The organism is Amycolatopsis thailandensis, assembly GCF_002234405.1.
Taxonomy (GTDB): Bacteria; Actinomycetota; Actinomycetes; order Mycobacteriales; family Pseudonocardiaceae; genus Amycolatopsis; species Amycolatopsis thailandensis.
This window is the reverse complement of record NZ_NMQT01000070.1, coordinates 38,034-64,149: the sequence shown is the minus strand read 5'-3', so window position 1 is coordinate 64,149 and position 26,116 is coordinate 38,034. Positions and strand designations below refer to the sequence as shown.

General features: G+C 68.4%; 25 protein-coding genes. 10 read left to right on the top strand and 15 right to left on the bottom strand.

Features of this window, described 5'->3' with window-relative positions:
* Positions 1-108 precede the first annotated feature (108 nt).
* Complete coding sequence (locus CFP71_RS20190) at positions 109-909, bottom strand: ABC transporter permease (protein WP_093935416.1); 801 nt, start codon at positions 907-909, stop codon at positions 109-111.
* Positions 906-1,883: an ATP-binding cassette domain-containing protein gene (locus CFP71_RS20185; protein ID WP_093935415.1), complete on the bottom strand. Its 978-nt coding sequence runs from the start codon at positions 1,881-1,883 to the stop codon at positions 906-908. Before CFP71_RS20185 ends, CFP71_RS20190 begins: the two co-directional genes overlap by 4 nt.
* A 136-nt stretch (positions 1,884-2,019) precedes the next feature.
* Between CFP71_RS20185 and CFP71_RS20180 the strand changes: the two genes are divergently transcribed.
* Positions 2,020-3,048 carry an endonuclease/exonuclease/phosphatase family protein gene (locus tag CFP71_RS20180; RefSeq protein ID WP_093935414.1) on the top strand — a complete coding sequence of 343 codons (1,029 nt, stop codon included), beginning with the start codon at positions 2,020-2,022 and terminating at the stop codon, positions 3,046-3,048.
* A gap of 262 nt (positions 3,049-3,310) precedes the next feature.
* On the opposite strand, the gene CFP71_RS20175 is transcribed toward CFP71_RS20180, so the two are convergent.
* Positions 3,311-4,126, bottom strand: coding sequence for an SIR2 family NAD-dependent protein deacylase (locus CFP71_RS20175; RefSeq protein ID WP_093935413.1), 816 nt, complete (start codon positions 4,124-4,126; stop codon positions 3,311-3,313).
* Positions 4,119-4,427 carry an antibiotic biosynthesis monooxygenase family protein gene (locus CFP71_RS20170; RefSeq protein WP_005165349.1) on the bottom strand — a complete coding sequence of 103 codons (309 nt, stop codon included), beginning with the start codon at positions 4,425-4,427 and terminating at the stop codon, positions 4,119-4,121. The genes CFP71_RS20175 and CFP71_RS20170 overlap by 8 nt, the downstream gene beginning before the upstream one ends.
* 62 nt (positions 4,428-4,489) lie before the next feature.
* Between CFP71_RS20170 and CFP71_RS20165 the strand changes: the two genes are divergently transcribed.
* On the top strand, positions 4,490-5,689 hold the full coding sequence (locus tag CFP71_RS20165; protein WP_244199757.1) for an FAD-dependent monooxygenase: 1,200 nt from the start codon (positions 4,490-4,492) through the stop codon (positions 5,687-5,689).
* Positions 5,690-6,049: 360 nt separating this feature from the next.
* On the opposite strand, the gene CFP71_RS20160 is transcribed toward CFP71_RS20165, so the two are convergent.
* Positions 6,050-7,492, bottom strand: a complete 1,443-nt coding sequence (locus CFP71_RS20160; protein ID WP_341866896.1) for a M1 family metallopeptidase — start codon at positions 7,490-7,492, stop codon at positions 6,050-6,052.
* On the opposite strand from CFP71_RS20160, the gene CFP71_RS20155 reads away from it, so the two are divergent.
* Entirely contained in the window at positions 7,491-8,288 is a 798-nt protein-coding gene (locus CFP71_RS20155) for an alpha/beta fold hydrolase (RefSeq protein ID WP_093935410.1), read from the top strand. The two genes, CFP71_RS20160 and CFP71_RS20155, sit on opposite strands and share 2 nt — an antisense overlap.
* On the opposite strand, the gene CFP71_RS20150 is transcribed toward CFP71_RS20155, so the two are convergent.
* The 3 genes from CFP71_RS20150 to CFP71_RS20140 form a co-directional block, all read right to left on the bottom strand.
* Positions 8,270-8,710, bottom strand: coding sequence for a thioredoxin family protein (locus tag CFP71_RS20150; protein ID WP_093935425.1), 441 nt, complete (start codon positions 8,708-8,710; stop codon positions 8,270-8,272). The genes CFP71_RS20155 and CFP71_RS20150 overlap by 19 nt on opposite strands.
* 27 nt (positions 8,711-8,737) lie before the next feature.
* Positions 8,738-9,088: a rhodanese-like domain-containing protein gene (locus tag CFP71_RS20145; RefSeq protein WP_093935409.1), complete on the bottom strand. Its 351-nt coding sequence runs from the start codon at positions 9,086-9,088 to the stop codon at positions 8,738-8,740.
* A 91-nt stretch (positions 9,089-9,179) separates the two neighbouring features.
* The gene (locus tag CFP71_RS20140) at positions 9,180-10,133 is read right to left on the bottom strand and encodes a LysR family transcriptional regulator (RefSeq protein WP_093935408.1); all 954 of its coding nucleotides are present in this window, start codon (positions 10,131-10,133) and stop codon (positions 9,180-9,182) included.
* Positions 10,134-10,333: 200 nt separating this feature from the next.
* Between CFP71_RS20140 and CFP71_RS20135 the strand changes: the two genes are divergently transcribed.
* Genes CFP71_RS20135 through CFP71_RS20125 form a run of 3 tightly spaced genes read left to right on the top strand, consistent with a single transcriptional unit; the run spans position 10,334 to position 13,326 of the window.
* Positions 10,334-11,035 carry a tRNA-dependent cyclodipeptide synthase gene (locus tag CFP71_RS20135; RefSeq protein WP_093935407.1) on the top strand — a complete coding sequence of 234 codons (702 nt, stop codon included), beginning with the start codon at positions 10,334-10,336 and terminating at the stop codon, positions 11,033-11,035.
* 3 nt (positions 11,036-11,038) lie between these two features.
* Positions 11,039-12,352: a purine-cytosine permease family protein gene (locus CFP71_RS20130; protein WP_093935406.1), complete on the top strand. Its 1,314-nt coding sequence runs from the start codon at positions 11,039-11,041 to the stop codon at positions 12,350-12,352.
* A complete protein-coding gene (locus CFP71_RS20125) occupies positions 12,349-13,326 on the top strand; it encodes a LysR family transcriptional regulator (protein WP_093935405.1) in 978 nt (325 codons plus the stop codon). The genes CFP71_RS20130 and CFP71_RS20125 overlap by 4 nt, the downstream gene beginning before the upstream one ends.
* Before the next feature lie 348 nt (positions 13,327-13,674).
* On the opposite strand, the gene CFP71_RS20120 is transcribed toward CFP71_RS20125, so the two are convergent.
* Both CFP71_RS20120 and CFP71_RS20115 read right to left on the bottom strand, forming a co-directional pair.
* Positions 13,675-15,117: a M1 family metallopeptidase gene (locus CFP71_RS20120; RefSeq protein WP_093935404.1), complete on the bottom strand. Its 1,443-nt coding sequence runs from the start codon at positions 15,115-15,117 to the stop codon at positions 13,675-13,677.
* A 78-nt stretch (positions 15,118-15,195) separates the two neighbouring features.
* A complete protein-coding gene (locus CFP71_RS20115; protein ID WP_093935424.1) occupies positions 15,196-16,173 on the bottom strand; it encodes a helix-turn-helix domain-containing protein in 978 nt (325 codons plus the stop codon).
* Between the two features lie 295 nt (positions 16,174-16,468).
* Between CFP71_RS20115 and CFP71_RS20110 the strand changes: the two genes are divergently transcribed.
* Positions 16,469-17,623 carry an MFS transporter gene (locus tag CFP71_RS20110; protein WP_093935403.1) on the top strand — a complete coding sequence of 385 codons (1,155 nt, stop codon included), beginning with the start codon at positions 16,469-16,471 and terminating at the stop codon, positions 17,621-17,623.
* Here CFP71_RS20110 and CFP71_RS20105 read toward each other — a convergent pair.
* From CFP71_RS20105 to CFP71_RS20090, 4 genes are all read right to left on the bottom strand, one after another.
* Positions 17,568-18,533, bottom strand: coding sequence for a peptidoglycan recognition protein family protein (locus tag CFP71_RS20105; protein WP_093935402.1), 966 nt, complete (start codon positions 18,531-18,533; stop codon positions 17,568-17,570). The two genes, CFP71_RS20110 and CFP71_RS20105, sit on opposite strands and share 56 nt — an antisense overlap.
* A gap of 88 nt (positions 18,534-18,621) precedes the next feature.
* The gene (locus CFP71_RS20100; RefSeq protein WP_093935401.1) at positions 18,622-19,497 is read right to left on the bottom strand and encodes an HhH-GPD family protein; all 876 of its coding nucleotides are present in this window, start codon (positions 19,495-19,497) and stop codon (positions 18,622-18,624) included.
* 576 nt (positions 19,498-20,073) lie between these two features.
* Entirely contained in the window at positions 20,074-20,565 is a 492-nt protein-coding gene (locus CFP71_RS20095; protein ID WP_093935400.1) for a beta-class carbonic anhydrase, read from the bottom strand.
* 51 nt (positions 20,566-20,616) lie between these two features.
* Entirely contained in the window at positions 20,617-21,717 is a 1,101-nt protein-coding gene (locus CFP71_RS20090; protein WP_005165317.1) for a LacI family DNA-binding transcriptional regulator, read from the bottom strand.
* A gap of 200 nt (positions 21,718-21,917) precedes the next feature.
* Between CFP71_RS20090 and CFP71_RS20085 the strand changes: the two genes are divergently transcribed.
* From CFP71_RS20085 to CFP71_RS20075, 3 genes are all read left to right on the top strand, one after another.
* Positions 21,918-22,844, top strand: coding sequence for a metal ABC transporter solute-binding protein, Zn/Mn family (locus CFP71_RS20085; protein ID WP_093935399.1), 927 nt, complete (start codon positions 21,918-21,920; stop codon positions 22,842-22,844).
* Positions 22,844-23,677, top strand: a complete 834-nt coding sequence (locus tag CFP71_RS20080; protein ID WP_093935398.1) for a metal ABC transporter ATP-binding protein — start codon at positions 22,844-22,846, stop codon at positions 23,675-23,677. The genes CFP71_RS20085 and CFP71_RS20080 overlap by 1 nt, the downstream gene beginning before the upstream one ends.
* A 175-nt stretch (positions 23,678-23,852) precedes the next feature.
* Positions 23,853-24,734 carry a metal ABC transporter permease gene (locus CFP71_RS20075; RefSeq protein ID WP_093935397.1) on the top strand — a complete coding sequence of 294 codons (882 nt, stop codon included), beginning with the start codon at positions 23,853-23,855 and terminating at the stop codon, positions 24,732-24,734.
* On the opposite strand, the gene CFP71_RS20070 is transcribed toward CFP71_RS20075, so the two are convergent.
* Entirely contained in the window at positions 24,731-26,044 is a 1,314-nt protein-coding gene (locus CFP71_RS20070) for an alginate O-acetyltransferase AlgX-related protein (protein ID WP_093935396.1), read from the bottom strand. The genes CFP71_RS20075 and CFP71_RS20070 overlap by 4 nt on opposite strands.
* Between the last annotated feature and the right edge of the window lie 72 nt (positions 26,045-26,116).

The following is a 26,116-nucleotide window of genomic DNA, read 5'->3' as shown; positions in this document are numbered from 1 at the left end:
TTTGTTTTTTGTATACATCCCTCGATCCCCGAGTTCTACACTATTTCCCTACACTTCGCTCTTCCGATCCGTCGCCGCGAGGAAAGCCCCCTTCCCCCTTACCCCCGGTCAGACGCGCTTCCGGTAAGCCCACGTGGCGAGCGGGAAGAAGACCGCGATCGCGGCCGCCATCCAGATCAGCGAGCCGGTCAGCGGTCCGGCGATGGCGCCGCCGTTCATCAGCCCGCGCAGCACGTCGGACATCTGCGTCACCGGGCTGATGTCGGCCCACGCCTTCAGCCAGCCGGGCATGGTGCCGGTCGGAACGAAGACGTTGCTGCCGAAGGTCAGCGGCATGAGCACCACGAACATCAGGCCCTGCACCGCGCCGGGGCTCTTCACCAGCATCCCGACGAACACCGAAGCCCAGCAGAACGACAGGGCGAACGCGATCGCCAGCACGACGGCCAGGACGAACTCCGCCGGACCGGTCTGGATCCGGTAACCCATGATCGTCGCGACGATCATCAGCACGGTGATGCACACCAGGTAGCGCACGATGTCGGCCAGCACGGCGCCGATCAGCGGCGCGGACCGCGCGATCGGCATCGCGCGGAACCGGTCGAACACACCCTTGGTGACGTCGGTGTTCAGCTGGACGCCGACGGTCATGCTGGCCTGCAGGATGTTGAACACCATGATGCCGGGCACGATCATCTGGAGGTAACCCTCGGTGCTGCCCATGATCGCGCCACCGAACAGGTAGACGAACATGACCAGGAAGATGATCGGCGCGATGGTGACGTCGGCCAGCTGCTCCGGGTTCTTGCGGATCTTGAGAATCCCGCGCCAGGCGAGGGAGAACCCGTGCCTGGCACTGCCGGCCAGTGAAACGCGCCGTGGTGGTGCGGGTGCGGCGATGGTCGTCATACCAGGCTCCCCTCCGGAGTCGTGTCCTTTGTGGACTCATCGGTCTTCTTGCCGGTCAGCGCGAGGAACACCTCGTCGAGACTGGGCAGCCGCAGCGCCAGCTCGTCCGCGGTGATCCCGGCTTCGTCCAGCTTGCGGACCAAAGTGGACAGCAGGACCGGGTCGGCGACGGGCGCGGTCAGCAGCCCGGTGTCGTCGTCCCGGTTGGGCCGGGTCCCGGTGAGCCCGGCCAGGATGCGCTCGACAGCGTCGAGATCGGCGAGCGCGGTCGGCCGGACCTGCAACGTCTGGCCGCCGGTCCGCCGCTTGAGCTCGTCGGCCCGCCCGTTCGCCACGACGTGCCCGTGGTCGAACACGGTGATCGTGTCGGCCAGCTGGTCGGCCTCCTCCAGGTACTGCGTGGTGAGCAGCACCGTCGTCCCGTCCGCGACCAGTGTCCGGACCACGGCCCAGACCTCGTTGCGGGCGTGCGGGTCGAGGCCGGTGGTCGGCTCGTCCAGGTACAGCACCTTGGGACGGCCGACCAGGCTCGCGGCGAGGTCGAGCCGCCGCCGCATCCCTCCCGAGTAGGTCTTGATCGCGCGCCCGGCGGCGTCGGTCAGTTCGAACCGCTCCAGCAGATCGGCCGCGCGCTTCTTCGCGTCCGCCCTGGAGAACTCCAGCAGCCTGCCGATCAGGACCAGGTTCTCCGTGCCGGAGAGGTCTTCGTCGACCGACGCGTACTGCCCGGTCAGCCCGATCATGCCGCGGACGGCCATCGGGTTCTTGACCACGTCGTAGCCGAAGACGCTCGCGTGGCCGCGGTCCGGCCGGATCAAGGTGGCCAGGATCCGGACGGCGGTCGTCTTCCCCGCGCCGTTCGGCCCCAGCACCCCGACCACCTTGCCCGCCGGGACCTCCAGATCGACCCCGTCGAGCGCCTTCGTCTCCCCATAGTGTTTGACCAGGCCCTCGGCCCTGATCGCGTGAGTCATCGCTTCCTCCTGTGGATCTCGCCCCGCGGACAAAGGTGCACCCCGGGCCTGGCAGACCGCGCACAGCGCGCTGACAGAACCTGACAGGAACTGATAAGCGCTGGTAGACGCGGTGTGAGGAGGTTGTGAAGGTCTTGTGGAGACCGCCGTCACAGCACGCTCGATCGGCATACTCGACGTCATGGTGATCGAAGAACGGCCGGTCCGTCCGGCGGCGCGTCGAGGTGCCGGGCGGAAGCTGGTCAGCGGGCTGCTCATCGCGGCGGTCGTCCCGTTCGCGGTGCTGACGGCGATGCGGCTGGTGGGCTATGACGGCAACACGTACACGATCGCCGCGCTCGCGCTGACGCCGTACGCCGGGATCGCGACACTCGTGCTCGGCGTCCTCGCGCTGGGCCTCCGGCGCTGGTGGACCGCGGCCGTCGCCCTGGTGCTGACCTGCACGATCGCCGCGCTGGTGCTGCCCCGGGCGTTCGGAGGTGAGCAGAAAGCGCTCGGCGGCAAGCATGTCCGGGTGCTCGCGTCGAACATGCTCGGAGGGCAGGCGGATCCGGACCGGATCGTCGGTTACGTGAAGGAACACCAGGTCGACGTCCTGAGCCTGACCGAGATGACACCCGAGGCGATCGCCGGGCTCGATCGGGCCGGGTTGTTCCAGCTCCTGCCGCACCGTGTCCTGCATCCGGCGGAGTGGGCGTCGGGCTCCGGGCTGGTGTCGAGGTACCCGCTCACGCCGTTGAAGCTGAGCGGCGCTTCGGATTACAAGCAGCCGAGCGCGAGCCTGGACCTCGGCGACGGCGTCCGGATCGAGGTCGTCGCGGTCCATCCGGCGGCGCCGATGTGGGACAGGCACGTGTGGGTCGACGAAGCCAAGGACCTGCCCTACGCCGACGCCGAGCACGACATCCGGATCCTGGCGGGCGACTTCAACGCGAGCCTCGACCACTCGCTCTTCCGTGAGTTGCTGACCAGGGGATACGTGGACGCGGCCGATCAGCTCGGGAAGGCGTTGCAGGGCACCTGGACGAACGGGATGGTGCCGCCGGTGCCGATCGACCACGTGCTGGCGGACAAACGGACGGCCATCGCGGACTTCAAGGTGCTGGAGATGCCCGGCAGCGATCACGACGCGGTGTACGCCGAGGTCGTCCTGCCGTCCTCGTGAGTGGTGAGGACGGCTAGAGCCGATCGTGTCTTGAGTACCTACGGTCCGGCGGTTTCGCGTGACCGCACGGACGACACACGTGACTGGGTGGACGGCTCGTGTGATCAGACGGACGACACGCGGCGACAGCCGAGTCCCCGTCGCGTGTCGTCCGTCCGGTCACGCGTGTCGTCCGTCTGATCACGGGTGCCGTCCATCCGGTCACGCGAAAGTGAGGCAGAGGTGTCGTGAGCGTTTTGGTCGTCAGAACCGTCCTTACCACTCACGAGGCGAGCAGGGAGTCCAGCGCCGTGAGGGTTTCGAGGCCGTTGGTCGCGAGCGAGACGCCGCGGCCGTGCCGGACCTGCGGCTCGCGCGGGTTGATCCGGACCAGTGCGCCGGTCGCGGCGCTGGCCAGCTCCGAATAGCGCCGCACCGTCGGGACGGCCTGGCCGGCGCCGAGTTCCACCACCACGAGGTCGCGATGCTTCCGGCGCCACGCGTTCAGCTCGTCGAGCTGGGCCTGGCTGCGCTGCCCGAGCCAGTCGTAGTCGCCGAACATCAGGATGTTGGGCCGGGCGAGGCCGCCGCAGCGCGGGCACGACGGCAGCGGTGCCATCGCACGCATCGTGTCCTCGTCGATCGGGACTTCGACGTCGTCCGCCTGCCAGATCTCGCCGGTGCACCGGTCGAGGCACTGGAGATGATGGATGGACCCGTGCGCTTCGGCGACGTTCGGGTACCCGGCCTTCTGGAACTGTCCGTCCACATTGGACGTGAACGCACGCGTGCCGCCGGGTTTGGCCGCTCCCCAGGACAGCAGGAGACGGAACCCTTCGTGCGGGAGGGTCGCGCGGTACAACGCGAGCCGATGCCCGTAGAAACCCCAGGCCAGCTCGGGATCCTCGGCGAAATGCCGCGGGTCGGCGATCTCGACGAAGCTGATGCCCAGCCGCTCGTACGGCGGATACGCCTTCCAGAAACCCTCGTCACCCCGGAAATCGGGCAGGCCGGAGTCGACCCCCATCCCGGCGCCGGCGCAGACGAGCAGCGCGCCGGCGCCGTCGATCAGTTCCGCGGCTCGTTCGAGCTCACTCACCCGGCTTCGAAGCCTGGACGACCTCGAATTCCAGCAGGTTCGCGCCGCTGGAGACCGGCTTCGCGCGCTCGCCCGCGTGCGCCTCACGCGCCGGGCCGGACGCCCACGCCTGATAGGCCTCTTCGGACTCCCACTTCGTGTAGACGAAGTAGCGGCTTTCGCCGGAAACCGGGCGGAGCAGTTCGAAGCCGAGGAAACCGGGCTGATTGTCGACGGCGTGCAGCCGGGCGGCGAACCGCTTCTCCAGCTCGGGGCCTGCGCCTTCGGGGACCTCGATCGCGTTGATCTTCACGACAGCCATGCCGTCCACCCTACGGTGAAAGTCTTTTGCGCCGCGATGTGATGCGTGGGACCTTCCAGGGGATGGCTGACACGAAGATCCTCATCTCCGGAGCGAGCGTCGCCGGCCCGGCCCTGGCCTTCTGGCTCACCCGGTACGGCTTCGAAGTGACCGTCGTGGAGCGCGCGCCTTCGCCGCGACCCGGCGGTCAGGCCGTCGACCTGCGCGGAACGGCCAAGGAGGTCGCCCGCCGGATGGGCCTGGACGGACGCATCCGCGAGGCGTGCACGGACACCAAGGGCGAGACGCTGGTCGACCGGAAGAACCGCACGAAGGCCACCATCCGCGCGGACGACTTCGACGGCGACGGCGTCGTCGCCGAGATCGAGATCCTCCGCGGCGACCTGACCGATGTGCTGTACGAGGCCACCCGGGAGACGACTGAGTACGTCTTCGGCGACCGGATCACCGCGCTGGACGAGCGAGCCGACGGCGTCGACGTCACCTTCGCGGGTGGTTCCCGGAGGACGTTCGACATGGTCATCGGGGCGGACGGACTCCATTCGGGAGTGCGGGCGCTGGCCTTCGGCGAGGAGTCCCGCTACGTCCGGCACCTGGGGTCCTACCTGGCGTTCTTCACCGTGCCGAACCGGCTCGGCCTGCGGAACTGGGCGATCGGCTTCGACGACGTCGGCCGGTCCGCCGGGATCCGCGGCATCCGTGACGGTGACGAGGCGATGGCCTACTTCGGGTTCGCTTCGGAGAAGGTCGACTACGACTATCGCGACGTCGAAGCGCAGAAAGAGCTGGTCCGGGGTTTCGCCGCCGGAATGGAGTGGGAGGCGCCCTGGCTGCTGGAGCGGCTGGACGACGCTCCCGACTTCTACTTCGATTCGTGCGCGCAGGTGATCATGGAGTCGTGGTCGCGCGGCCGGATCGGACTGCTGGGCGACGCCGCCTTCTGCCCGTCGCCGCTCTCGGGGCAGGGCACGAGCCTGGCGTTCGTCGGCGCGTACGTCCTCGCCGGGGAACTCGCGGCCGACCTCGACGGTGGGCTCAAGCGCTACGAAGCGGTGATGCGCGAGTTCGTCGAGAAGACGCAGGAGATGGGGCGGGCGAACGCGGAGTCGATCTTCGCGAAGTCGCGGACGGCGTTGCGGATGCGGTACCTGATGCTGCGGGTGATGCGGCTGAAGCCGGTCGCCGCGCTGGCCTCGCGGAAGATGCGGGACGTGGTGAACGGCATCGACCTGCCGGACTACCCCACGCCTCCTCGCATTTAGAGGACTAAACGCGCCGGTCGCGGACCTGTCTCCCACGCGTTTCGTCCTCTGAATGCGGGGAGGGGCCGCAGCCTCGCGAGCCTCGTGCCGTCACCGGAGGGTGTGAAGGTCGAGTTCCCTCGGCTCAGCCGCGTGAAGGAAGCCTTCACGCGCTTTGATGGTGGCACTTGTGGTCACTGAGGCGTTTGTGGCGGTCGGGTGTTCCGTGAAGGCCTCCTTCACTACCTTGAGGGTAGGCAAGGAGGCCTTCACGGACAGCCCAGCTCGCCTCCACGCGCATTTAGAGGACTAATTGCGCTGTCCTCGGCCCCCGGACCGGCCTGTCCTCCACGCGTTTCGTCCTCTGAATGCGGAGTGGCCTCAGCCTCGGAGGGTGCCGGGCAGAAGTTCGGCGTCCGGCGGGATCGTCGTGCCGTGGAACCACGCGTCGAAGAACGGCCGCAGGTCTTGCTCCGCGAGCTTGATCGTGAACGCCTCGAAATCCGGCCACGACGCGTTGGCGTTCCGGTACGCCGCCGGCCACTCCTTCAGCAGCCGCGCGAACGTGCCTTCGCCGATCTTCCGCCGCAGCGCGTGGATGGCCAGGATCCCTTTGTCGTAGACGCCGTGGAATTCCTGCCCGACCCCCATGTCGACCAGCTTCGGCGTCCAGAAATCCTTGCTGCCCCGCATGATCTCGAGCGCGGCGCGGTAGCGGTCGTCGAGGTTCTCGTTGTCCCGCGATTCCTGCCACAGCCATTGCGCGTACGACGCGAAGCATTCGTTCAGGCAGATGTCGGACCACGAGTTCAACGTCACCGAATCGCCGAACCACTGGTGTGCGGTTTCGTGCACGACGGTGATCAGGTCGGCCCATTTCGCGTACGTCGGCCTGGTCTGGGTCTCCAGCGAGAAGTGGATGTCCTCGTCGAGGTAGATCCCGCCCGCCGCGTCCACCGGGTACGGCCCGAACTTCGAGGTCAGGAAGCCGATGATCTCCGGCAGCCGCCTGCCGGTGTCGCGTCTGTCCTCCGCGCCCGGCGCGTACGCGTTGACCAGCGGCGTCCCGTCCGGGAGCGCCATCCGGTCGACGGTGAACTTGTCGATCGCCACCGTGGTCAGGTACGGCGCCACGGGCGTGCGTTCCTGCCAGGACGTCGTGGACCAGCCGTTCGCCGAGGTCTTCTGGATCTCGCGGCCGTTCGAGATGACGGTCCAGCCGTCCGGCACGCGGGCGGTGAGGGTGAACATCGCCTTGTCGCGCGGGGTTTCGTTGACCGGATACCAGAACGACGCCGAATGCGGCTCGCCGACGATGAACGCGCCGCCGTCCTTGGACTTCTGCCAGCCGTTCTCGCTGCCGCCCGCCTTGGGCGTCGCCGACGGGTCGCCGCCGTAGAGGACCTTCGTGTGGAAGGTGGTCCCGGTCCGGATCGGCTCGGCGGGCGTCACCACCAGCTCGAACTCGCCCTCGCGGGCGAACTTCGCCGGTTTCCCCTCCACTTCGACGGATTGCACGGTCAAGCCGCGTAAGTCCAAGTTGTACCGATCGAGGTCTTGGGTCGCCTTCGCGATCACCGTGGTGTCGCCGTCGAGACGCCCTTTCGTGGGGTCGTAAGTGATCCCGACCTGGTATTCGACGGCGTCGTAGCCGCCGTTTCCGTCCATCGGGTAGTACGGATCGCCCGCGCCCGACGCGCCCGGCGCCGGATGCATCGGCGGCGGCGGAGGGGGCGCGGCCGGGGGAGGATCGGCACTGCAACCGATAATCAGGGCGCAGACGACCCCCAGGACCAGACCGGCGGCGGGGACACGGCTGCGCATGGAGGGGAGCTTAGTGGTGATCGAGCGCGACGGGTTGATCACTTTCGGCGGCGAAGGCCCGCCGATCGTCCTCCTGCACGGGTTGATGGGCAGGGCGACGACTTGGTGGCGGGTCGCGCGAAGGCTCGAACCGTACGGGCGTGTCCACGGCCTCGACGCGCGCGGTCACGGTCGCGGACCGCGTGGCGGGCCCTGGCGCACCGAGCGGTTCGCCGAAGACGTCGCCGAGGTGCTGCGGACCTTCGACGAACCCGCGGTCCTGATCGGACATTCCATGGGCGGCCTGCACGCGTGGGTCACCGCGGCCACGCATCCCGGACTCGTCCGCGCCGTGGTCTGCGAGGACTTCGCGCCGGATCAGCGCGGCCGGACCGTGGACACCTGGCGCGGCTACTTCGAATCCTGGCCGGTCCCGTTCCGGTCACTGGCCCACGTGCGCGAATTCTTCGGCGACACCGGCGACTATTTCATCGAATGCGTCGAGGAACGGGAAGACGGATATCACCTGATCGCGTCGCTACCCGATCTTTACGAGATCGCGGCGGAATGGGGTCGCCGGGATTTCTGGGAATTCGTCGAGCGCGTCGAATGCCCGCTGCTCGCGATCGAAGGCGAGCGCACGGCGATGCCGCACGGCCAGCAGGCCGAACTGGCCGCGCGCGTGCCCGGCGGCCTTGGACGGCACATCGTCGTCCAAGGCGCCGGGCACGTGGTGCACGACGAAGCACCGGAGACCTACCTCGGTGCCGTCGAAGCGTTTCTCTCCGACGTCCTGGGTCAGCGCTTGGCGAGCTGAGCGTCGATCCAGGCGCGCAGCTTCGTCTCGCCCGGGTAGCCGATGTTCCGCGCGGACGGCAGTTCGGCGGCGTTGCGGACACCGACCAGCGTCGGCAGGTAGCGGATGTTGTACTTGGTGGACAGGTCCCGGCTCTGGTCGACGTCGACCTCGCCGAGCAGGAACTTGCCGCCGTACTCACCGGCGAGCCGTTCGATCACCGGCTTCATCTGGCGGCACGGCGGGCACCAGGTGGCGCCGAAGTCCATGATGACCAGCTTCTGTTTCGAGATGTCCATGACTTCGGCGTAGTTGCCCGAGGTCACCGTCATCACGTTCTCGGCCGCCGGCGACGGTGCGGCGGAGGCCGCGCCGTTGCCGAAACCGGTGATGAGCGCCAGCACACCGGCCAGCACGCAGACGAACCGTTTGGTCTTGGACAAGACAATCTCCTTCGCGGGAAAGTCCACTCAGGACGACGACCCGGTCGGCAGTCCGCCGGCGACCCAGTCTTCGATGCCTTCGCGGTACTTACGGACGTTCTTGTACCCGAGCTCGATCAGCCGCCGCCCCACGAATTCACTGTTGCGGCACGGCGTGTTCGCGCAATAGACGACGATCGCGGCCGTCTTGTCCGGAAGTACCGTCGGTGCCAGCTGGTCGGTGAATTCGGCGGCCTGTTCGTAGGGAAATCCCGGAATGTTGCGCGCTTCCGGAAGATGTTCCTTTTCGAAATAGGCAACCGGCATCGTGTCGACCACGACCACCGTTCCGGCCTCCATTCGGGAGAGCAATTCCGTACGAGTGATCAACGGCAGCATGGTGCCCCTTCTCAGACGACCTCGATTGACGATTTCCATCGTCGGCCGTCTCTCGGGTCACGCTCTAGTGCCGCCTCGACATGCCGAAGGGTTATCCGGCGGCCAGCCTGCCGTGACGGTGCAGCCAGCCGCGGTAGGGCGCCGTCCGCTCGGCGAGCCGCCAGTAGCCGGCCGTCGCCTCGCCGGCGAGCTCCGCGACACCGGGCGCGCAGGGGCCGTCCTCCCGCCAGGCGAGCACGTGCCGCACGCACATCGGCGTGCCCGCCAGCGGCCGGATGGACAGGCCGTCCGACGGCGGCCTGGTCGGCTGGACCAGCCCGACGCCGTGCCCGCCGCTGACCAGGTCTTCCCGCGCGGTGTCGATGTCGACGTCGTGGGTGATCCGGGGGTCGAAACCGTGCGCGAGACACATTTCGCGGAACACCACCCGGCAGCCGTCGCCGCCGCTCGACACGATCCAGTCCTCACCGGCCAGTTCGGTGAGTTCGATCTCCTCTTCGCCGGCGAGCGGGTGTTCCGCGGGCACCGCGACGAACGACGGTTCTTCGACCAGGGTCAGGGTCCGCACCTCCGGTGGCACCGGAAGGCCGCGCCTGCCGCAGATCATGATCAGCGCGAGGTCGATGCCCCGGTTCGCGACCTGGGCGAGCAGCCGGGTGCGCGAGGTGTCCGCGCGGGTGCGAAACGGTTCCCCGGGTCTCAGATCGCGCAGCCCGGCGAGCAGCGAACCCGTGATGGCGCTGTCGTTCCAGCCGATCCTGATCGATTCGCCGACCTCGGGTTCCTGCCGGTGGAAGTCGTGCTCCAGTTCGTCGAAGGTGAGGACGATCGCCTTGGCCCGCCGCAGGATCAGCGCGCCGAGTTCGGTGGGCCGCACCCCGTGCTGGTCGCGGTGGAACAGGGAACCGCCGACCATCCGCTCGATCCGGCGCAACTGGTGGCTGAGCGCGGGCTGCCCGAGCCCGAGTCCGGCGGCGGCACGGTTGAGGCTTCCGGAGGCAGCGATCTCGCAGATCACTCGAAGATGCCGAACCTGAATCTCCATGACTTCGTATACCGCGCTCCGCGCGTGTCCGGCACCCCCGAAGGTCGCGCCGATTTCACCGTTGTCGCGTACGCGCGAAAGATCTCTCGAATTCCTATAACGCGATGACAACCACGGTCGGCAATACCGGGGGTCACTCGCCGTGGCTACCTTCGGTCGACGCCTCATTCTCCCCGCATATCCGCTAATCAGGAGCCGTCTTGCTGCGACCACTGCCGCTCACGGAGCATTGCGCTGATCCACTCGCGCGAGCCGAGCACGTCTGCATCGGCATCAGCCCGTTCAACAGCTATTTCACGGTGGAACGGATCGCCGATCTCGCCCGCTGGGCCATGTCGGTTTTCCATGGTTTCCATTTCTTCGTCCCGGACGGCCCGTCCGCGTTCACCCTCGAAGCGCTCGGTTACGACCCGGCTCGTGCCGCGCAGAAGGCGCAGCGGCAAGGCAACTACACGCGCAACAAGATCGTCCGGGCGCTGCTGCAGGTCTGCCCTTCCGATCCGAACACCCTGATCCTGGACGCCGCGGCGCTCGAAGCCGATCCCGCGTATCTCGGCCTGCTTTCCGAGGCGCACCAACGCTTCGCCCTGGACCCGGAGTTCGCCGAGCAGTGTCTCGGCGCCACGAACTGGGTGCTGGACCGGCGGCTGCCCGAAGGCGAACACCCCACCCGTGACCAGTTGCGCAGCGCGGTCCGGTACTTCCTGGCCGAGTTGCCGATGTTCGTCGGCACCGTCGCGGTGGCGGGCGTCGGCAGTTCCGTGTTCGCCTATCACCAGCGGGTCTCGTTCCTCGAACGGCTCTACCGCGGCGAACTCTCGTGGCGGCCGCTGCCGGGGCAGGGCTTCGTCGTCCTCGAACAGGCCGTTCCGGAGCAGGCTGTCGCGGAACGGGTGGAGTGAGGCGTGGAAAACGACGACTTCTCCCTGCGCCGGGTACCCGCCGAGCGCCGCTATTCCTGGGTTTCCGTCGCGCTGCAACGGTTCGGGCAGGTGTCCTCGTTCCACCAGTTCCTGCTCGGCGCGGTCCTCGGGTTCGGGATGACGTTCTGGGACGCGGTGCTGGCCATCACGATCGGTTCGGTGCTGCTGGAGATCATCACCATCCTGATGGGTGTCGCCGGCACGCGGGAAGGGCTGTCGACGTCGGTGCTCGCGCGCTGGACGGGGTTCGGCACCGGCGGGTCCTCGCTGGTCGGGCTCCTCATGACGCTGAGCCTGGCCGGCTGGTTCGGGGTGCAGAACGACGTGTTCGCCCACGGCCTCCACGCCCTGATGGGCGGCCCGCCGGTGTGGGTGTGGGCGCTCGCGGGCGGCGCGCTGGTCACCGCGATCGTCGTGTTCGGTTTCCACGCGATGGCCTGGACGGCGTACCTCACGGTGCCCGCCTTCCTCGCGCTGGCGGGGTACTCGATCGTCTCCGCGCTCAGCGGCCATTCGCTGTCCACGCTGACGACCGAGCCGCCGCCGGGGCCGTCGATGTCACTGGCGCAGGGCACCACGCTGGTGGCCGGCGCGTTCATCATGGGCGCGATCATGACCCCGGACATGACGCGGTTCAACCGGACAGCGTCCGACGTGGTGAAGCAGACGCTGGTCAGCGTCACTCTCGGCCAGTACCTGATCGGCCTGATCGGCGTCCTGCTCGCGCACGCGGCGAAGAGCGCCGACGTGGTCGGGATCATCACGTCGTCGTCCGGTGTGCTGGGCACGTTGATCCTGGTCACCGCGATCCTGAAGATCAACGACTGGAACCTTTACTCGTCCTCGCTCGGGCTGGTGAACACCGTGCAGGTGCTGCTGTCCCGGCGGCTGGACCGCACGACGGCGACGCTGCTGCTCGGCGGCCTCGGCACGGTGCTCTCCGCGATCGGCATCCTCGATCACTTCACCACTTTCCTGACCTGGGTCGGTGTGCTCACGCCGCCGGTGGCGGGGGTGGTGATCGCCGAGTACTACGTGGTGCGGCGCTGGAAACCGGATCTGGAGGCCACGCGCGCGTCCGGGGAACTGCCGTCGAAGTGCCCGACCTGGGTGCCCGGCGCGCTGGTCTGCTGGGTGGCCGGGGCCGCGGTCGGGATCTGGCTGCCGTGGGGAATTGCCACGGTGAACTCCGTTCTCGGTGCTTTTCTCCTGTATATTCTTCTCGGCAGACGGACCACGGCCGCGGCGGTTCCCGCGGCGATGACTTCTTCCGGCGGGTCGAAAACCCGTTCGTGACAAAGGAGTTCGACGTCGTACAGCTGGATGTCCACCACCTGCGGGTGATCCGGGCGATCGCGGACACGGGCAGTCTTTCCCGTGCCGCGATCGCTCTCGGTGTCACCCAGCCCGCGGTGTCCGCGCAACTCAAACGGCTGGAGAACATGCTGGGCTACCAGTTGTTCGACCGGAGCGAGGGCAGTGCCAAACCGACACCGATGGGCGAACTGTTGTTGCGCCGCACCGCCGCTTTGCTGCCACAGCTGGACAAACTGCTCGAAGACATCGAGCAGCGCGTCTGTCCCAGCGGCCCACCCGACGTCGTCCGGGTGGTGGCGGTGGCCAGTGCGCTGGTCGCGTATCTGCCGTCACTGGTGAGCCGGCTCTGGCCGGAAGTCTCCGAAGTGCAGGTCGTGCACGACGACCACCCCGAGCGGCTGCTGCCGCTGCTCGCCCAGCGGCGCGCGGAATTGGGGCTGGTCAAGGATTACCCGGGCTACGAGCTCGAAATACCGGCGAGCGTGGACACCGCGGTGGTAGCGACCGAGCCGACCTTCGTCCTGCTGCCGAGAGACCATCCACTGGCGAGCAGGGAAAGCATCGACCTGCGAGAGTTGCGGGACGAATCGTGGGTGATGGTGTCCGATTCCTCGGCGGCCACGTTCACGAAGTACTTCGCCGACACCTGCGCGGGGCACGGCTTCAGCCCGACGGTCAGTCATCAGGTGACTTCGCAGCAGGTGGCGCTTCTGGTGGTCAAGGCCGGCGCGATCGGCCTGTCGCAGCCGATCTGCGATCCGTGCGACGACGGCATCGTGACCCGGCCGCTGCGCGGGGATGTGTTGCCGCGCAGGCACATTCTCGCCTGGAATCGGGAGACCTTCGTCGCCGGGCGGCGGGACGAGCTGATCTCCGCCGTGGTCGAAACGTACTGGGCCGAGGCGAGGAAGGCGCCGGTCTATGCCGCCTACCTGGACAAGCGTGAGCGTTAAGGACGGTCTCCCTATTCGGGGATAAGGCGAAGGTGGCGTGCCCGCCCGCGACGCTCTTCCGCCGGACTTGGCACCCGTCAGGGACGACATTGTTCTGCCGCCACTGGCCGTCCTTACCGAGCACGACCCCTTCGGCCCGGTGCTGTCCGGCGCCCAGTGTTGCGAAAGTGGCTTTCACAACGCTCTCGTGCCCGGACCGCGTGCCCGGGACCTGCACCAAGCCGTGAAGGCCTCCTTCCCTACCCTGAAAGTAGGGAAGGAGGCCTTCACGGACCTCGCCGCCCACGAAGATCTCCGGCGCCGAGACGAATGGAGGCTCAGGTCACCGACCCGCCACCGGGCAAGCGCTCACCGTCCGGGATACAGGAGCGCGTCCGGCGGCCGCACCGTGCCGTCCAGCCACGCGGCGTTGAACTCGCCGAGATCCCGCTGCGTCATCGCGGAGACGTAGAGCTCGAAGTCGTGCCAGTTCTGGTTTCCCTGCGGGTTGATCGCCGGGAAGCCGGACACGATCTGGAAGAACGCCTCGTCGCCGATCAGCCGCCGCAGCGCGTGCACCATCAGCACCGCCTTGGTGGTGGGCGCGAACTCGGCGCCCTTGCCCGGATCGGTGAGCTTCGGCGCCCAGAAAGCCGGGTCCTCGCTCACCTTGGTCACCGTTTCGCGGTATCGCCGGTCCAGATCGACGCCGTTCTTGGCCTCGTCCCACAGCCACACCGCGTACTGCGCGATGGACTCGGGCATCAGCGTGTCGCGCCACATCTTGCCGGTCACCCCGGCGCCCCACCATTGATACGCGGTGGCGTACACCAGATCGGCCATCGTCGCCGCGCGGCTGTACACCGGCCGGGTCTGCGCGCCGTGCGTGTAGCCGAGGGAACGGTCGAGGAACAGGCCGCCCGCCGCCGATTGCGGGTAGTCGCCGAACTTCCCGGTGAGGAATTCCAGCACCTCGGGCAGCCGCCCGCCGATCTTGCGCTTGTCGACGGCGCACGGGTGGTAGGCGTTGATCGCCGTCCGGCCACCGGGAAGCGTGATCCGCTCGACCTCCCAGCGTCCGATGCCGAGCATCGCCGTGCTCGGCGCGAGGGCGGTGTCCTCCGCCCAGGTGACGGTGTGCCGTCCGAGGCCCGCCGGCACGTCGGAGACCTGGAAACCGTTGCCCAGCACGGCGAATTCGTCCAGGACGGTGACGGAGACACGCAAGGTCGCCTTGTCGACTTCGGTGCCGTTGACCGGGAACCAGGTCATCGCCGACCGCGGCTGGCCGGTGGCCACGGCGGAATCGCCGGAGGTGGCCAGCCAGCCGACCCGGCCCCGCGCCGTGGTGAGCGGCTCCGGCCGCCCGTCGTAACCGACCACCACGGTGAACCGCTTGCCCGCGGCCAACGGGGTCTTCGGGGTGATCACGAGCTCGTGCTCGCCGACCCGCCGGAACGTCGCGGCCACTCCGTCGACGGAGACCGAGCGCACGGTGAGACCGCGCAGGTCGAGGTCGAACCGGCTCAGGTCCTGAGTGGCCGTCGCGGTGATCGTCGCCTTGCCGCTCAACAGCATCGAGTACGGCGCGTAGTCCAGCGCGAGCGAGTACTTGTCGACGTCGTAGCCGCCGTTGCCGTCCTTCGGGTAATAAGAATCGGGGCCGAGGACGGTGCCATCGGGCGAGACGTGCACGTACCCGTCGCTGCCGGGTGCCGGCTGAGCCGCCGCCGAAGCCTGGCACGTGCCGATCATCGTGGTGGCGAGCAACGCGGTGCACAGTGGCTCTTGCCACCGAATCCGCACGGTCATGAACGGGCCTTCTCTCTACGGGGGAGGATGCCCGGTCATCGTGCGTACGCCCGCGCCGCGCGCGGCAGTGTCAGCCGGTCATGCCTCGGGGTTATCCCGGGCCTGTCGCCGGTATTCGCGAGGCGTGACGCCGCAGGCGGTCCGGAACGCCCGGGTGAAGTCGGCCGCGCGGGGAAAGCCCCAGCGGGCCGCGATCGCGTGCACGGGAGTGTCGGACATGGCGGGGTCGGCCAGGTCGCGGCCGGCCCGTTCCAGCCGCTGCCGCCGGATCCACGCCGCCACCGTCTCCTCCTGGTCCTTGAACAGCATGTGCAGGTGACTACGGGAGATGTGGTGGGCGTCGGCGATCGAGCCGGGTGACAAGCCGGGGTCGTGCAGGTTCTGCCGCACGAACGCCCGGATCCGCAGGACGAGGTTGCGGCGCCTGCTCTCGGCGGGCACGGAGCGGCCGTCGTCCAGCGCCCGGCAGAAGAACGCTGTCACCAGGTCCAGGACCGTGGTCTCCAGCTGTGGCGCGTCCTCGGGACGGTAGACCCCGGCGTCGCTCACGATCTGGGTCACCACTCGGGCCAGCAGCGCGCCGTACCCGGACCTCCCGCCGAGGGAGCGACCGACGAGCCGCTCGACCCGGCCCTGCCGCAGGGGCAGCGCGGCATAGGGGAACCCGATCCACGTCTCGCCGCGCATCCCGCCGTCCACCGGTCTGTCGTAGGGCACCCTGGAGTCCAGGATCGACCAGTCGTGCGGGCGGAGCACGACCTCGTCCTTCCGGATCCCGATGCTCCGGGAATCCGCTGAAAAGGAGAGGTGCAGTACTCCCGGATCGAAACGCCTGACGAGCCGTGGCGTCCGTCTCAGGAGCATCGAGGGCATCGCGCCGGTCGCTGTCGCGACGGATATCGCACCGGTGCTCAGCACGCGCTGGGCGAATCGGAAATCGGGCCGGGGATCGCCGCGGAGTTCGACGATCGACGATTCGCCGAGAAGGCCGAAAGAGGCGTCCTCCCGGTCCTCGACGGGCAGATCGTCGGTCCGGAAGTCCGTCGTGATGAGCATCTGCCGTCCCCCCGCGCTCGTGATGGCCCCGCTCTCACCGACTATCCAGCCTTCGGCCGCCGAAGGCATCGGCTGAAAGGATTAGCGACTCCTCGCCAATCGACGACGACGGAGTGCGAAGGACCACCGATCAGGTGTTCGCCATTCTTGAGAAGTCACCGGAAGGGCCGCCGGGACTGGGGGTGGAGGCGTCCTTTGCCGTGTCCGATGCGGCGAAGGACGCCTTCGGCCGATAACCCGACGGCATATCCGCCGGGGACTATCCGCGCCGCGCCGGGGAGGAGATCGTCGAAGCATGCTGCCCTTCCCGGCGCTGTTCGCGCTGACGACGACGGTCTTCCTCGGCTGCCTCACCGAAGTGCTGCCCGCCGGGCTACTGCTGGGCATGTCCGCGGATCTGGGCGTTTCCCCTTCCGTCACCGGGCAGCTCGTGACGGTCTACGCGATCACCACCGCGCTCACCGCCATCCCGCTCACCAGCGCGACCCTGCGGGTGCCGCGCAAACGCTTGCTCCTGGCGCTGATCGCCGGTTTCCTGGTCACCAACCTGGTGATCGCGGTGTCCCCGTCGTATCCGCTGATCCTGGCCACGCGGATGGTTTCCGGCGCGCTGACCGGGGTGATGTGGTCTCTCGTCGCCGGCTACGCGATGCGCCTCGCCCCGCCGGGACTCACCGGGCGCGCGCTGGCCGTGGCCATGTCCGGCACCCCGATCGGCTTCGCGCTCGGCGTCCCCGCCGGGACCGCGCTCGGCGAACTGGCCGGCTGGCGCTGGGCGTTCGCCGTGATGGCGCTGATCACCGTGCCGCTGCTGGTGTGGGTGCTCGTCGCGGTGCCCGCCGTGCCCGCGGACCCGGCGGGGCACACCCGTCCGCTGGCCGCGTCACGGCTGCCGGGAATGCGTCCCGTGCTGGCCACGGTGGCACTGTTCTCGTTGGGGCACAACGTGGCCTACACCTACATCGGCCCGGTGCTCGCCGGGCTGGACGCGGCGACGATGCTGGGCGCGGCGCTGCTGGTGTTCGGCTGTGCCGCGGTCGGCGGGCTGGTCGCGGTCGGTTCCGCGCTCGACCGTCATCCGCGCGCCGTCCTGGTGTCCTGTACCGCCATGACGGCCACCGCCATCGTCCTGACCGGACTGAGCGGCGGGGTGCACGGTCTGGTGCTGGCCGCCGCCGCGTTGTGGGGCCTGGCGTTCGGTGGCGCGCCCACGGCGTTCCAGGCCGTCACCGCCCTGATCGCGGGTCCCACCGCCGACGCCGCCCAGTCGCTCACGATCGCGGCCTGGAACGGCGCCGTCGCCGGTGGAGCCCTCATCGGCGGACTCGTGCTGCCACTGGGAACGTCCCTGCTCCCGTGGTGCGCCGCCCTTTTGGTCCTCTCGCCGTTGCTGTTCAGCCGGCGAGTCGTGCTTTCAGCGCCCGCAGATCAGTGCCCGGCCCGACGATGAGCGGCCAGACGTCGGAGCCGAGGAACCCGGTCTCGTCGGTCGCCATGGTCGCGCCGCAGGCGTCGCGCTCCAGTCCGTTCCTGGCCGCCACTGCGGCGACAGCGTCCTTTGTGGACTGACCGAATACGCCGTCGACGGGGACGGCGAATCCGCGTGTCCGCAGGAGTTCCTGCGCCACCCGAACTCGCGGCCCGGCGTCGCCGGGTTTGAGCAGTGGCCATTCCGGCAGGTCGGCCTTCGGCGACGCGGAGCCCAGCAGCTTCCCGACCGCGGTGCGCAGTTCCGGAAGCCGGTCGTACAGCACGGTTCCCGGGCATTCGGTCGAGTTGAAGTCCCGGTGTCCCTTGATGAACTCCGGCGAGATCCCGTACTGCGAAGCGATGTACGCGACCATCTTCACCAGCGAGTCCCAGAGCGCGGGCGTGACGTCTTCCTTGCTGTACAGGCCCTCGTTCTCGATCCCGATGCAGGTGCTGTTGTTGTTGCCCACGTTGGCGCCCAGCACGTGCTGGGTCCCGCCGCGCAGGATCTCCAGGCTGCGATGCCGCCCTTCGGTGATGTGCCCGCCGCGGCTGTTCGTGAACTGCTGTCCGCTGTCCACCCAGCCGCGGGTGTCCATGTGGAAATTCTGGATCGAACGCGACGCCCAGTAGGCGTGTTCGAGCGTGTAGTCGGTGACGTTCCCCGGATCGACCGTGTGGTGCACGACGATGTACGTCGGTTTGTGGTTCTGCACCTCGATCGCCCCGTTCGGCGGCCGGGCACCCCAGGCCGCCGTGTCGTGGATCGTCGGTTCCTGTACTGCCCCGGTCGCCGCGACTGCGGCGGAAATTGTCGTCGTCCCCAGTAGCCCGACGGCGCTTACCGTCAGGCCGCCCTTGAGCGCGGTACGTCGGTCGAAGTCGGCCACGGGCGTAACTCCCATCATGCGCGTTGGCCGGAAAACTAACCCGCCATCGCGCCGATGACAACCATTGACCAACTTTTGTCGTAATGCGTTAGTGTTCGCCAGGGAGAGCGAAGAGGCCGTCGCCGGTCTGTTCGAGCAGGCCGTCGACCAGCAACGAGTCGAGGCACCGGTCACGCTGCCCGGACTCCTGCCAGACGAGATCGAGCCGCGCCTTCTCGACCGGGCCCTCGCTGCCGCGCAGGACGTCGAGCAGCAGCCCGCGCACCTGGCGATCGGTCCCGGCGAACTTCTGGACCTGTTTCGCCGGGCCGGCGTAGGCGGGTTTGCCCGCGTGCTGCCAGGCGCAGTCGTCGTAGATCGGGCAGTCCGCGCACCGCGGTGAACGGGCGGTGCAGACGAGCGCGCCGAGTTCCATCAGCGCCGCCGAGAGTTTCGCGGCGGGCGCGTCCTCCGGCGGCAGCAGCGCTTCGACGTCGGCCATGTCGCGGGTGTTCGACGGCGGCCCGGCGTCGCCCGCGCCGTGCACCGCCCTGGCGACCACGCGCCGGACGTTCGTGTCGACCACCGGCGCCCGCTTGCCGTACGCGAAGGCCACGACCGCTCGCGCGGTGTACGCGCCGATACCCGGCAACGCGAGCAGAGTGTCCACATCGGACGGTACGACGTCGCCGTGTTCGGCGGCGATGACGGCGGCCGCCGCGTGCAGCCGCAACGCGCGTCGCGGGTAGCCGAGCTTGCCCCAGGCGCGGACGACCTCGCCCTGTGAGGACGCCGCCAGCGCCGAGGGAACCGGCCAGCGCGCCATCCATTCGAGCCAGATCGGCTGGACGCGCGCGACCGGTGTCTGCTGCAACATGATCTCGCTGACCAGCACGCCCCAGGCGGTGCATTCCGGCTCACGCCAGGGCAGGTCGCGCCCCACCTCGTCGAACCATCCGGTCAGTACATCCGCGTCGACGCCCACCCGGCCAGCTTAGGGAAGTACGTGAAGGCCCCCTTCATGTACCTAGGCGCAAGGGGTCCCGGCAAAGTCGCGTAACCGGGTGTCGTGAGTGGCGTTTCGGGTTCTGGCGGACCCGTATTTGCCTACCCACTGGAATGATCGGCGGTCGAGTGAAGCCGGTGTTGGGGCCGGTGTGGTCGACGGGGGGAGGTTCCGGACGTTGAACGTCCGGGATCTTCCCCCGTCACCTCATCTGCCACAGGTCCAAGACCGGGCGTCCTTGGCGACGATGAAGGAATTGGGACGTTCAACGTCCCAATTCCTTCATCGTCGCGGCCTGTCAGCCGCGGAACCACCACTCTCGCCCAGTTCAGGAGTGGGTAGGTAAATACCGGTCCGCTCTAACCCGAAACGCCACTCACGACCACCTGGACCGACCTGCGCGTAGGTGGTGTCGGAGGGTGTGTTGTGAAAGCCACTTTCGCAACCTTCAACGTTGCGAAAGTGGCTTTCACAACCTCCTTGACCAGCGGAGAGGCGACTTCGCCGAGACCCGTACCTAGGCGCAATGAAGGGGGCCTTCACGTACTTCGAGCGTCAGGCGACTTCGCTCAGATGGCCCGTCTTGACGTCGTAGACGAAGCCGCGCACGTTGTCGGTGTGCGGGAGGAAGTCGCTGCGCCGGACTCGCTGCACCGACCGGCGCACGCTGTCCTCGACCTCGCGGAACGCCTCGACGGCCCACGTCGGACGCAGTCCGGAGGCCTCTTCGAGCTCGTCCTTGAAGTCGTCCTCGGTCACCATCGAGAGGCCGCACTCGGTGTGCTGGACGATCAGCACCTCGCGCGTGCCCAGCTTCCGCTGGCTCAGCGCGAGCGAGCGGATCATGTCGTCGGTGACGACACCGCCGGCGTTGCGCAGGACATGAGACTCACCCTGCAGCAACCCGAAGATCTCGAACACCCGGATACGGGCGTCCATGCAGGTCAAAACCGCCACCTGGAGTGATGGCCTCGGGGACGAACGGTCGCCAGGAGTGACGTCGCCGAGCTCCTGGTTTCGCTTGAGAAGTACGTCAATGGAGGTCACGTGACCATTTGAACGGACACACCCGGTCAGAGCAACGCTTTACGGGTTACATCACGGCCCGAACCAGCGTTCCTCAGCCGTTCGGGGTGGTGCCGACGTGCGGCCGACCCGCAGTTCCGTCTGCAGGGTGATGACCTTCGGCCCGACCCGGTCGGCCGAGCTGAGCAGCAGCTTGCCCGCCGCCTTGCCCTTCTCGAGCACCGGCTGGTGGACCGTGGTGAGCCCGGAGCGTTCGGCCTCGGTGATGCCGTCGAACCCGGTGACCGTCAGATCCTGCGGCACCCGCAGCCCGCGGCGTTCCGCTTCGGCCAGCGCGCCGAGCGCGAGGATGTCCGAAGTGCAGATCACGGCCGTGACCTGCGGATACGCGTCAAGAAGCTGGCGCGCGGCGGACGCGCCGTCGTCCACGGTGTGGTCGAAGCGCTCGACCACCGGCACCGTCGCCCAGTCGACCCCGGCCGCCGAGAACGCGGCGGCCAGCGCCTCCAGCCGGATCCGCTGGACGTGGAAGTGCGCGGCGCTCTGCCGCTGGATGGAGACGAAGTCGTCGTTGCGCTCGCGGGCCAGCCGCATGCACAGCACGCCGATCTGGCGGTGACCCAGGGAGATGAGGTGTTCGGCCATGGCGGTGACCGCGGCCGCGTCGTCCGGGCCGACCCGGTCGACGCCGTCCACGCGCGGCTGATCGACTATCACCGTCGGCACCGGGCGCTCCAGCACGGCGCCCAGATGCGGGTCGTCGTCGGGCACCGAATAGACGACGAAACCGTCGACACCGGCGCGGTGCACGGCCGCGACGTCCTCCCTGCCCGGGCTCGCCGGGACCAGGTGCAGGCCGACGCCCGCGTCTTCGCACGCCAGCGCGAGCCCTTCGAGCACGCCGACGGCGGCCGGGTCGCGGAAAGCGTAGGAGAGGTTTTCGGTGAGCAAAAGACCGACAGCGCCGGCCTTGCGCGTCCGCAGTGACCGGGCCACCGGGTCCGGACCCGGGTAACCGAGGCGCCGCGCGGTCTCGAGAACACGGCGGCGCAGCTCAGGGGACAGCTGGTCGGGTCGGTTGTAGGCGTTGGAGACGGTGGTCCTCGACACACCGAGCTCTGCGGCCAACGACGCCAGTGTCGCCTGCCTCCTGGTGCGGATAGGACGGCCCATCCGCAAACCGTAACGGTTCAGAACGTTTTGCAGAAGCATCACCCGACGTGTGGCAGGTCTCGATTCAGAGTGACCCTGGGTACAGCTCACACCTGGACAGCGGGTTCTGTCAGCCGTATGGGGTACAGTTGAATCTGACAACGGTTTCCATTACCCGGCATCTGGGACACCTGGCCTGGGCATCCGCAGGAGTGCAGTAAATGAATTCCCGCCGTACCAAGAGTGTTTTCGCGGCCGTGTCGGCCCTGGCCGTCCTCGCGCTGGGCGCGACGGCTTGCGCGTCGAGTGACAAGGCGTCGACGGGCTCCGGCTCGCAGAACGCGTCCGCCGCGGACCCGGGCGGCGAGAAGATCAAGGTCGTCGCCTCGACCGACGTCTGGGGCAGCGTCGTGACCGCCGTCGGCGGCGACAAGGTCGAGGTCACCTCGATCATCCACGACCCCTCGGCCGACCCGCACTCCTACGAGACCACCGCGAGCGACGCCATCGCCGCGAAGAACGCGAAGCTGACGCTGTCCAACGGCGGCGGCTATGACGAGTTCTTCTCCAAGCTCGCCGACCAGGCCACCGGCGCGCAGAAACTGGTCGCCGTCGACATCGCCGCGACAGGCAACGAGAACGAGCACGTCTGGTACAGCCTGCCGGGCGTCGAGAAGATCGCCGACCAGGTCGCCGCGAAGCTCGGCGAGATCCAGCCCGCGTCGAAGGACGCCTTCACCGCCAACGCGACAGCGTTCAAGGGCAAGACCGAAGAACTGCTGAAGAAGGTCTCCGGGCTGGGCACCTCGGGCAAGGTCGTCGCGACCGAACCCGTCGCGCACTACCTGCTCGAAAGCGCCAAGGTCACCGACGCGACCCCGCCCGCCTTCGCCGCGGCCGTGGAAGCCGAGCAGGACGTGCCCGCCGCCGCGCTCAACGAGGTCAAGCAGCTGATCTCCGGCAAGCAGGTCAAGGCCCTGGTCAACAACGCGCAGACCACCACCCCGGTCACCCAGCAGGTCGTCGGCGACGCCAAGAACGCCGGGATCGCCGTCGTCGACGTCACCGAAACACTTCCCCAGGGTGTGACCGACTACATTGCATGGATGACCAAGGCAGTCGACGCGCTGGCGGGAGCGTTGAAGTAGTGAGCTCCGTACCTGCCGAGGCGCGTCCCGCGGTCCGTGTCCGCGGGGCGAGCCTCGCGTTCGGGGTCAGGACCCTCTGGTCCGGGCTCGACCTCGACGTCGAGCCCGGTGAGTTCCTCGCGATCCTCGGGCCGAACGGCTCCGGGAAGAGCAGCCTGCTCAAGGTGCTGCTCGGTCAGCAGGGACTGCCCGAGGGCACGGTCGAGATCGCGGGGCGGCGCCCCGGCGGGCAGAACCGGCGGATCGGCTACATCCCGCAGCAGCGCGCCCTCGACGAGGGCCTGACGATGCGCGGGGTGGACCTGGTCGGCCTCGGCCTGGACGGGCACCGGTGGGGCACCGGGCTCTTCGGGATTTCGAAGCGACGTCAGCTGGTGGCGCGGGCGATCGAGGCCGTCGGCGCCCAGGCGTACGCGAAACAGCCGGTGGGGCGGCTTTCCGGCGGCGAGCAGCAGCGGCTCCGCGTCGCGCAGTCGCTCGTCGGGGACCCCGAGGTCCTGCTTTGCGACGAGCCACTGCTCTCCCTCGACCTCGCCCACCAGCGCGCGGTCAGCGAGCTGATCGACGAGCGGCGGCGTTCGGCCGACACCGCCGTCCTGTTCGTCACCCACGAGATCAACCCGATCCTGTCCTATGTGGACAGGGTGCTGTATCTGGTGAACGGCCAGTTCCGGGTCGGCAAGCCGGACGAGGTGATGAACTCGGAGACGCTGTCCGAGTTGTACGGCACGCGGATCGAGGTGCTCAAGGTCGGCGGGCAGATCCACGTCGCCGGGGCGCAGAGCGCGCTGTGCGAGGACGAACCCCACCACATCGACGAACAGGTTTCTTAGCGCAAGTGGTAGACGAAGTGAGGTCATCCGTGCGGCTTGGACCACACGCAGAACCCGCCCCGGCCGGAGGCCCCGCGATCGGGGCGGCAGGGCGCCTTGGTGAATCAACGCGCTTGATGACGCGAACTCGCGCCCTGGTGACGCGATCGCGGTCGCGGGTTCTCGGATAAACGCCGTGGACAAGATGTTCGATTTCGCCCTGACCGGCGAACTTCTCGGCCTCGACTTCGTACAGACCGCGCTGCTCGCGGCCGCCGTCCTCGGCCTGGTCGCGGGCGTGCTCGGCCCGCTGGTGGTCATGCGGCGGATGTCGTTCGCCGTGCACGGCACCGCCGAACTGGCCTTCACCGGCGCGGCGGGCGCGCTGCTGCTCGGTGTCGGCGTCGAACTCGGCGGCCTCGCGGGCGCGGTCATCGCCGCCCTGCTGATCGGGATCCTCGGCGGCCGCGAGTCCGAACGCGACTCCGTGATCGGCGTGATCCTCGCCTTCGGCCTCGGCATGGGCGTCCTGCTGCTGTCGTTCTACGAAGGCCGCAGCGCCAACAAGTTCGGCATCCTCGTCGGGCAGATCATCACCATCGACTCGACCAACCTGAACCTGCTCGTCGGCGCCTCGGTCGTCGTCCTGGTGGTGCTCGCGGTGATCTACCGGCCGCTGCTGTTCGCCACGGTCGACCCCGCTGTCGCGACGGCGCGTGGTGTCCCGGTGCGGCTGCTTTCGCTCATCTTCGCGGTGCTGGTCGGGATTTCGAGCGCGCTCGGCGTGCAGATCGTCGGCGCGCTGCTCGTGGTGTCGCTGATGGTGACCCCGGCCGCGGCGGCCGCGCGGGTCACGGCGAGCCCGTGGAAGGCGACCGTGCTGTCGATCGTGTTCGCGGAGATCGCGGCGCTCGGCGGGATCATCCTGTCGCTCGCGCCAGGGAAGCCGGTGAGCGCGTTCGTCACGACGATCTCGTTCGTGATCTACCTGGTCTGCCGCCTCATCGCGTGGCTGCGCGGCCGGAGTTCGCGGGTCCGCGTCGAGCCGACGGCGACCGCGCAACCCGCCCTGCGCTAGCGGATCGGGTGCTCGGCGAGCGCCTTCTTGACCGCTTCGAGGAAACCGGGATCGATGAACGCGAGCTGGCCGCCGGCCACACTGCGTTCCACGGCTTCGAGGACCACGACGTTCGCGTTCACGAAAGCGTCGACGGCCTCGGCCTGCGACGTCTTCTGCGTGAAGTGCGCCAGCATCGTCAAGTTCGTGAACGCGCCCGAGAGATACCGCGAAGACGCCTTCGTGAACGAGTCGCCGTAGATCAGGATCTTCTCGTCCACTGTCCCGATCAGCGGGCTCGCCGTGCGGTACACCGGCTTGTCGATGTCGCCGTTCGGCTCGCCCGCGCGCTCGACCACGCCGTCCGGGCGGAGGCTGTAGAGCGTGTTCGTCTTCGTGCCCTGCTTGCTGATCAGCGGGGGCAGGTCCGCGACGGTGTCGTACTGGCCGACCGGCACGCTCACCCAGGTGCGCGTGACCCCCGGTTTGATCGCGTTCGCGATGGCGCGCGTCATCACCAGCGCGCCCTCGTCGGCCCAGTGCGTGTCGTTCGACGGGTAGATCGGCCGCTGCACCCGGCCCTCGGACGCTTTCAGCTCGGGCCGCAGGTCGATCGCGCGGGCGTCCTTGAGCATCCGGTGCCAGGTGGTCGCCTCGGCCGACCGCGAGCAGTCCTTGCCTGGGTAGGTGTCGGGCAGGAACTGCGGGACCATCGTCGACTTGTCCGGCGCGACGACGAGTTCGAACCGCCGCCCGGACTGCTCGACCGCGCGCCGCAGCTCGTTGATCTTGTCGATCGTCTCGGGCAGCGGACGGGACGGATCGCATTTCGCGTCGGCGTCGTAGCCGTAGTACAGCCAGCCGTCGCGACCCTGCACGACGCGGCGATAGCCGGACGCGGCGTTCGGCACCGGGCCCTGGGTGGGCGCTGTCTTGGACGGCGTGGGCGCCGGCGGCGCGGGGATCGGGCCCGCCTGCTGCTGCGGTGGCGGCTGGTCGAGCGGGGCGCCCTCGCCGAAGACGCCGCGGCTGATCGCGTCGGCGGCGGCGATCGCGCCCGGCCGGAACGACAGCTGGTCGATGGCCCAGGCGGGCATGTCGGTGAAGAAGCCCCAGCCCTTGTCCAGGCCGGGGAAGCTCGCGAGCTTGTGGTTCTCGATCTCGCCCGGGCGCACGCCGAACACCCACAGCAGGGCCGGGGTGGTGAAGAACAGCAACGCGCTGATCAGCGCGGTCAGCTGCCTGCCACCGTGGCGGGGACGGTGCAACGCGTGCTCACGCGGAAGCCACGCCTCGTGGACGGCTGGCAGCTGCTGGGGTTCGGACGCCACCCCTCCACCGTAATCACCCCGTGTCTCCCTCACGTGAGAACTCCTCACTTCCGCCCCGCCCAGATCGCGTTT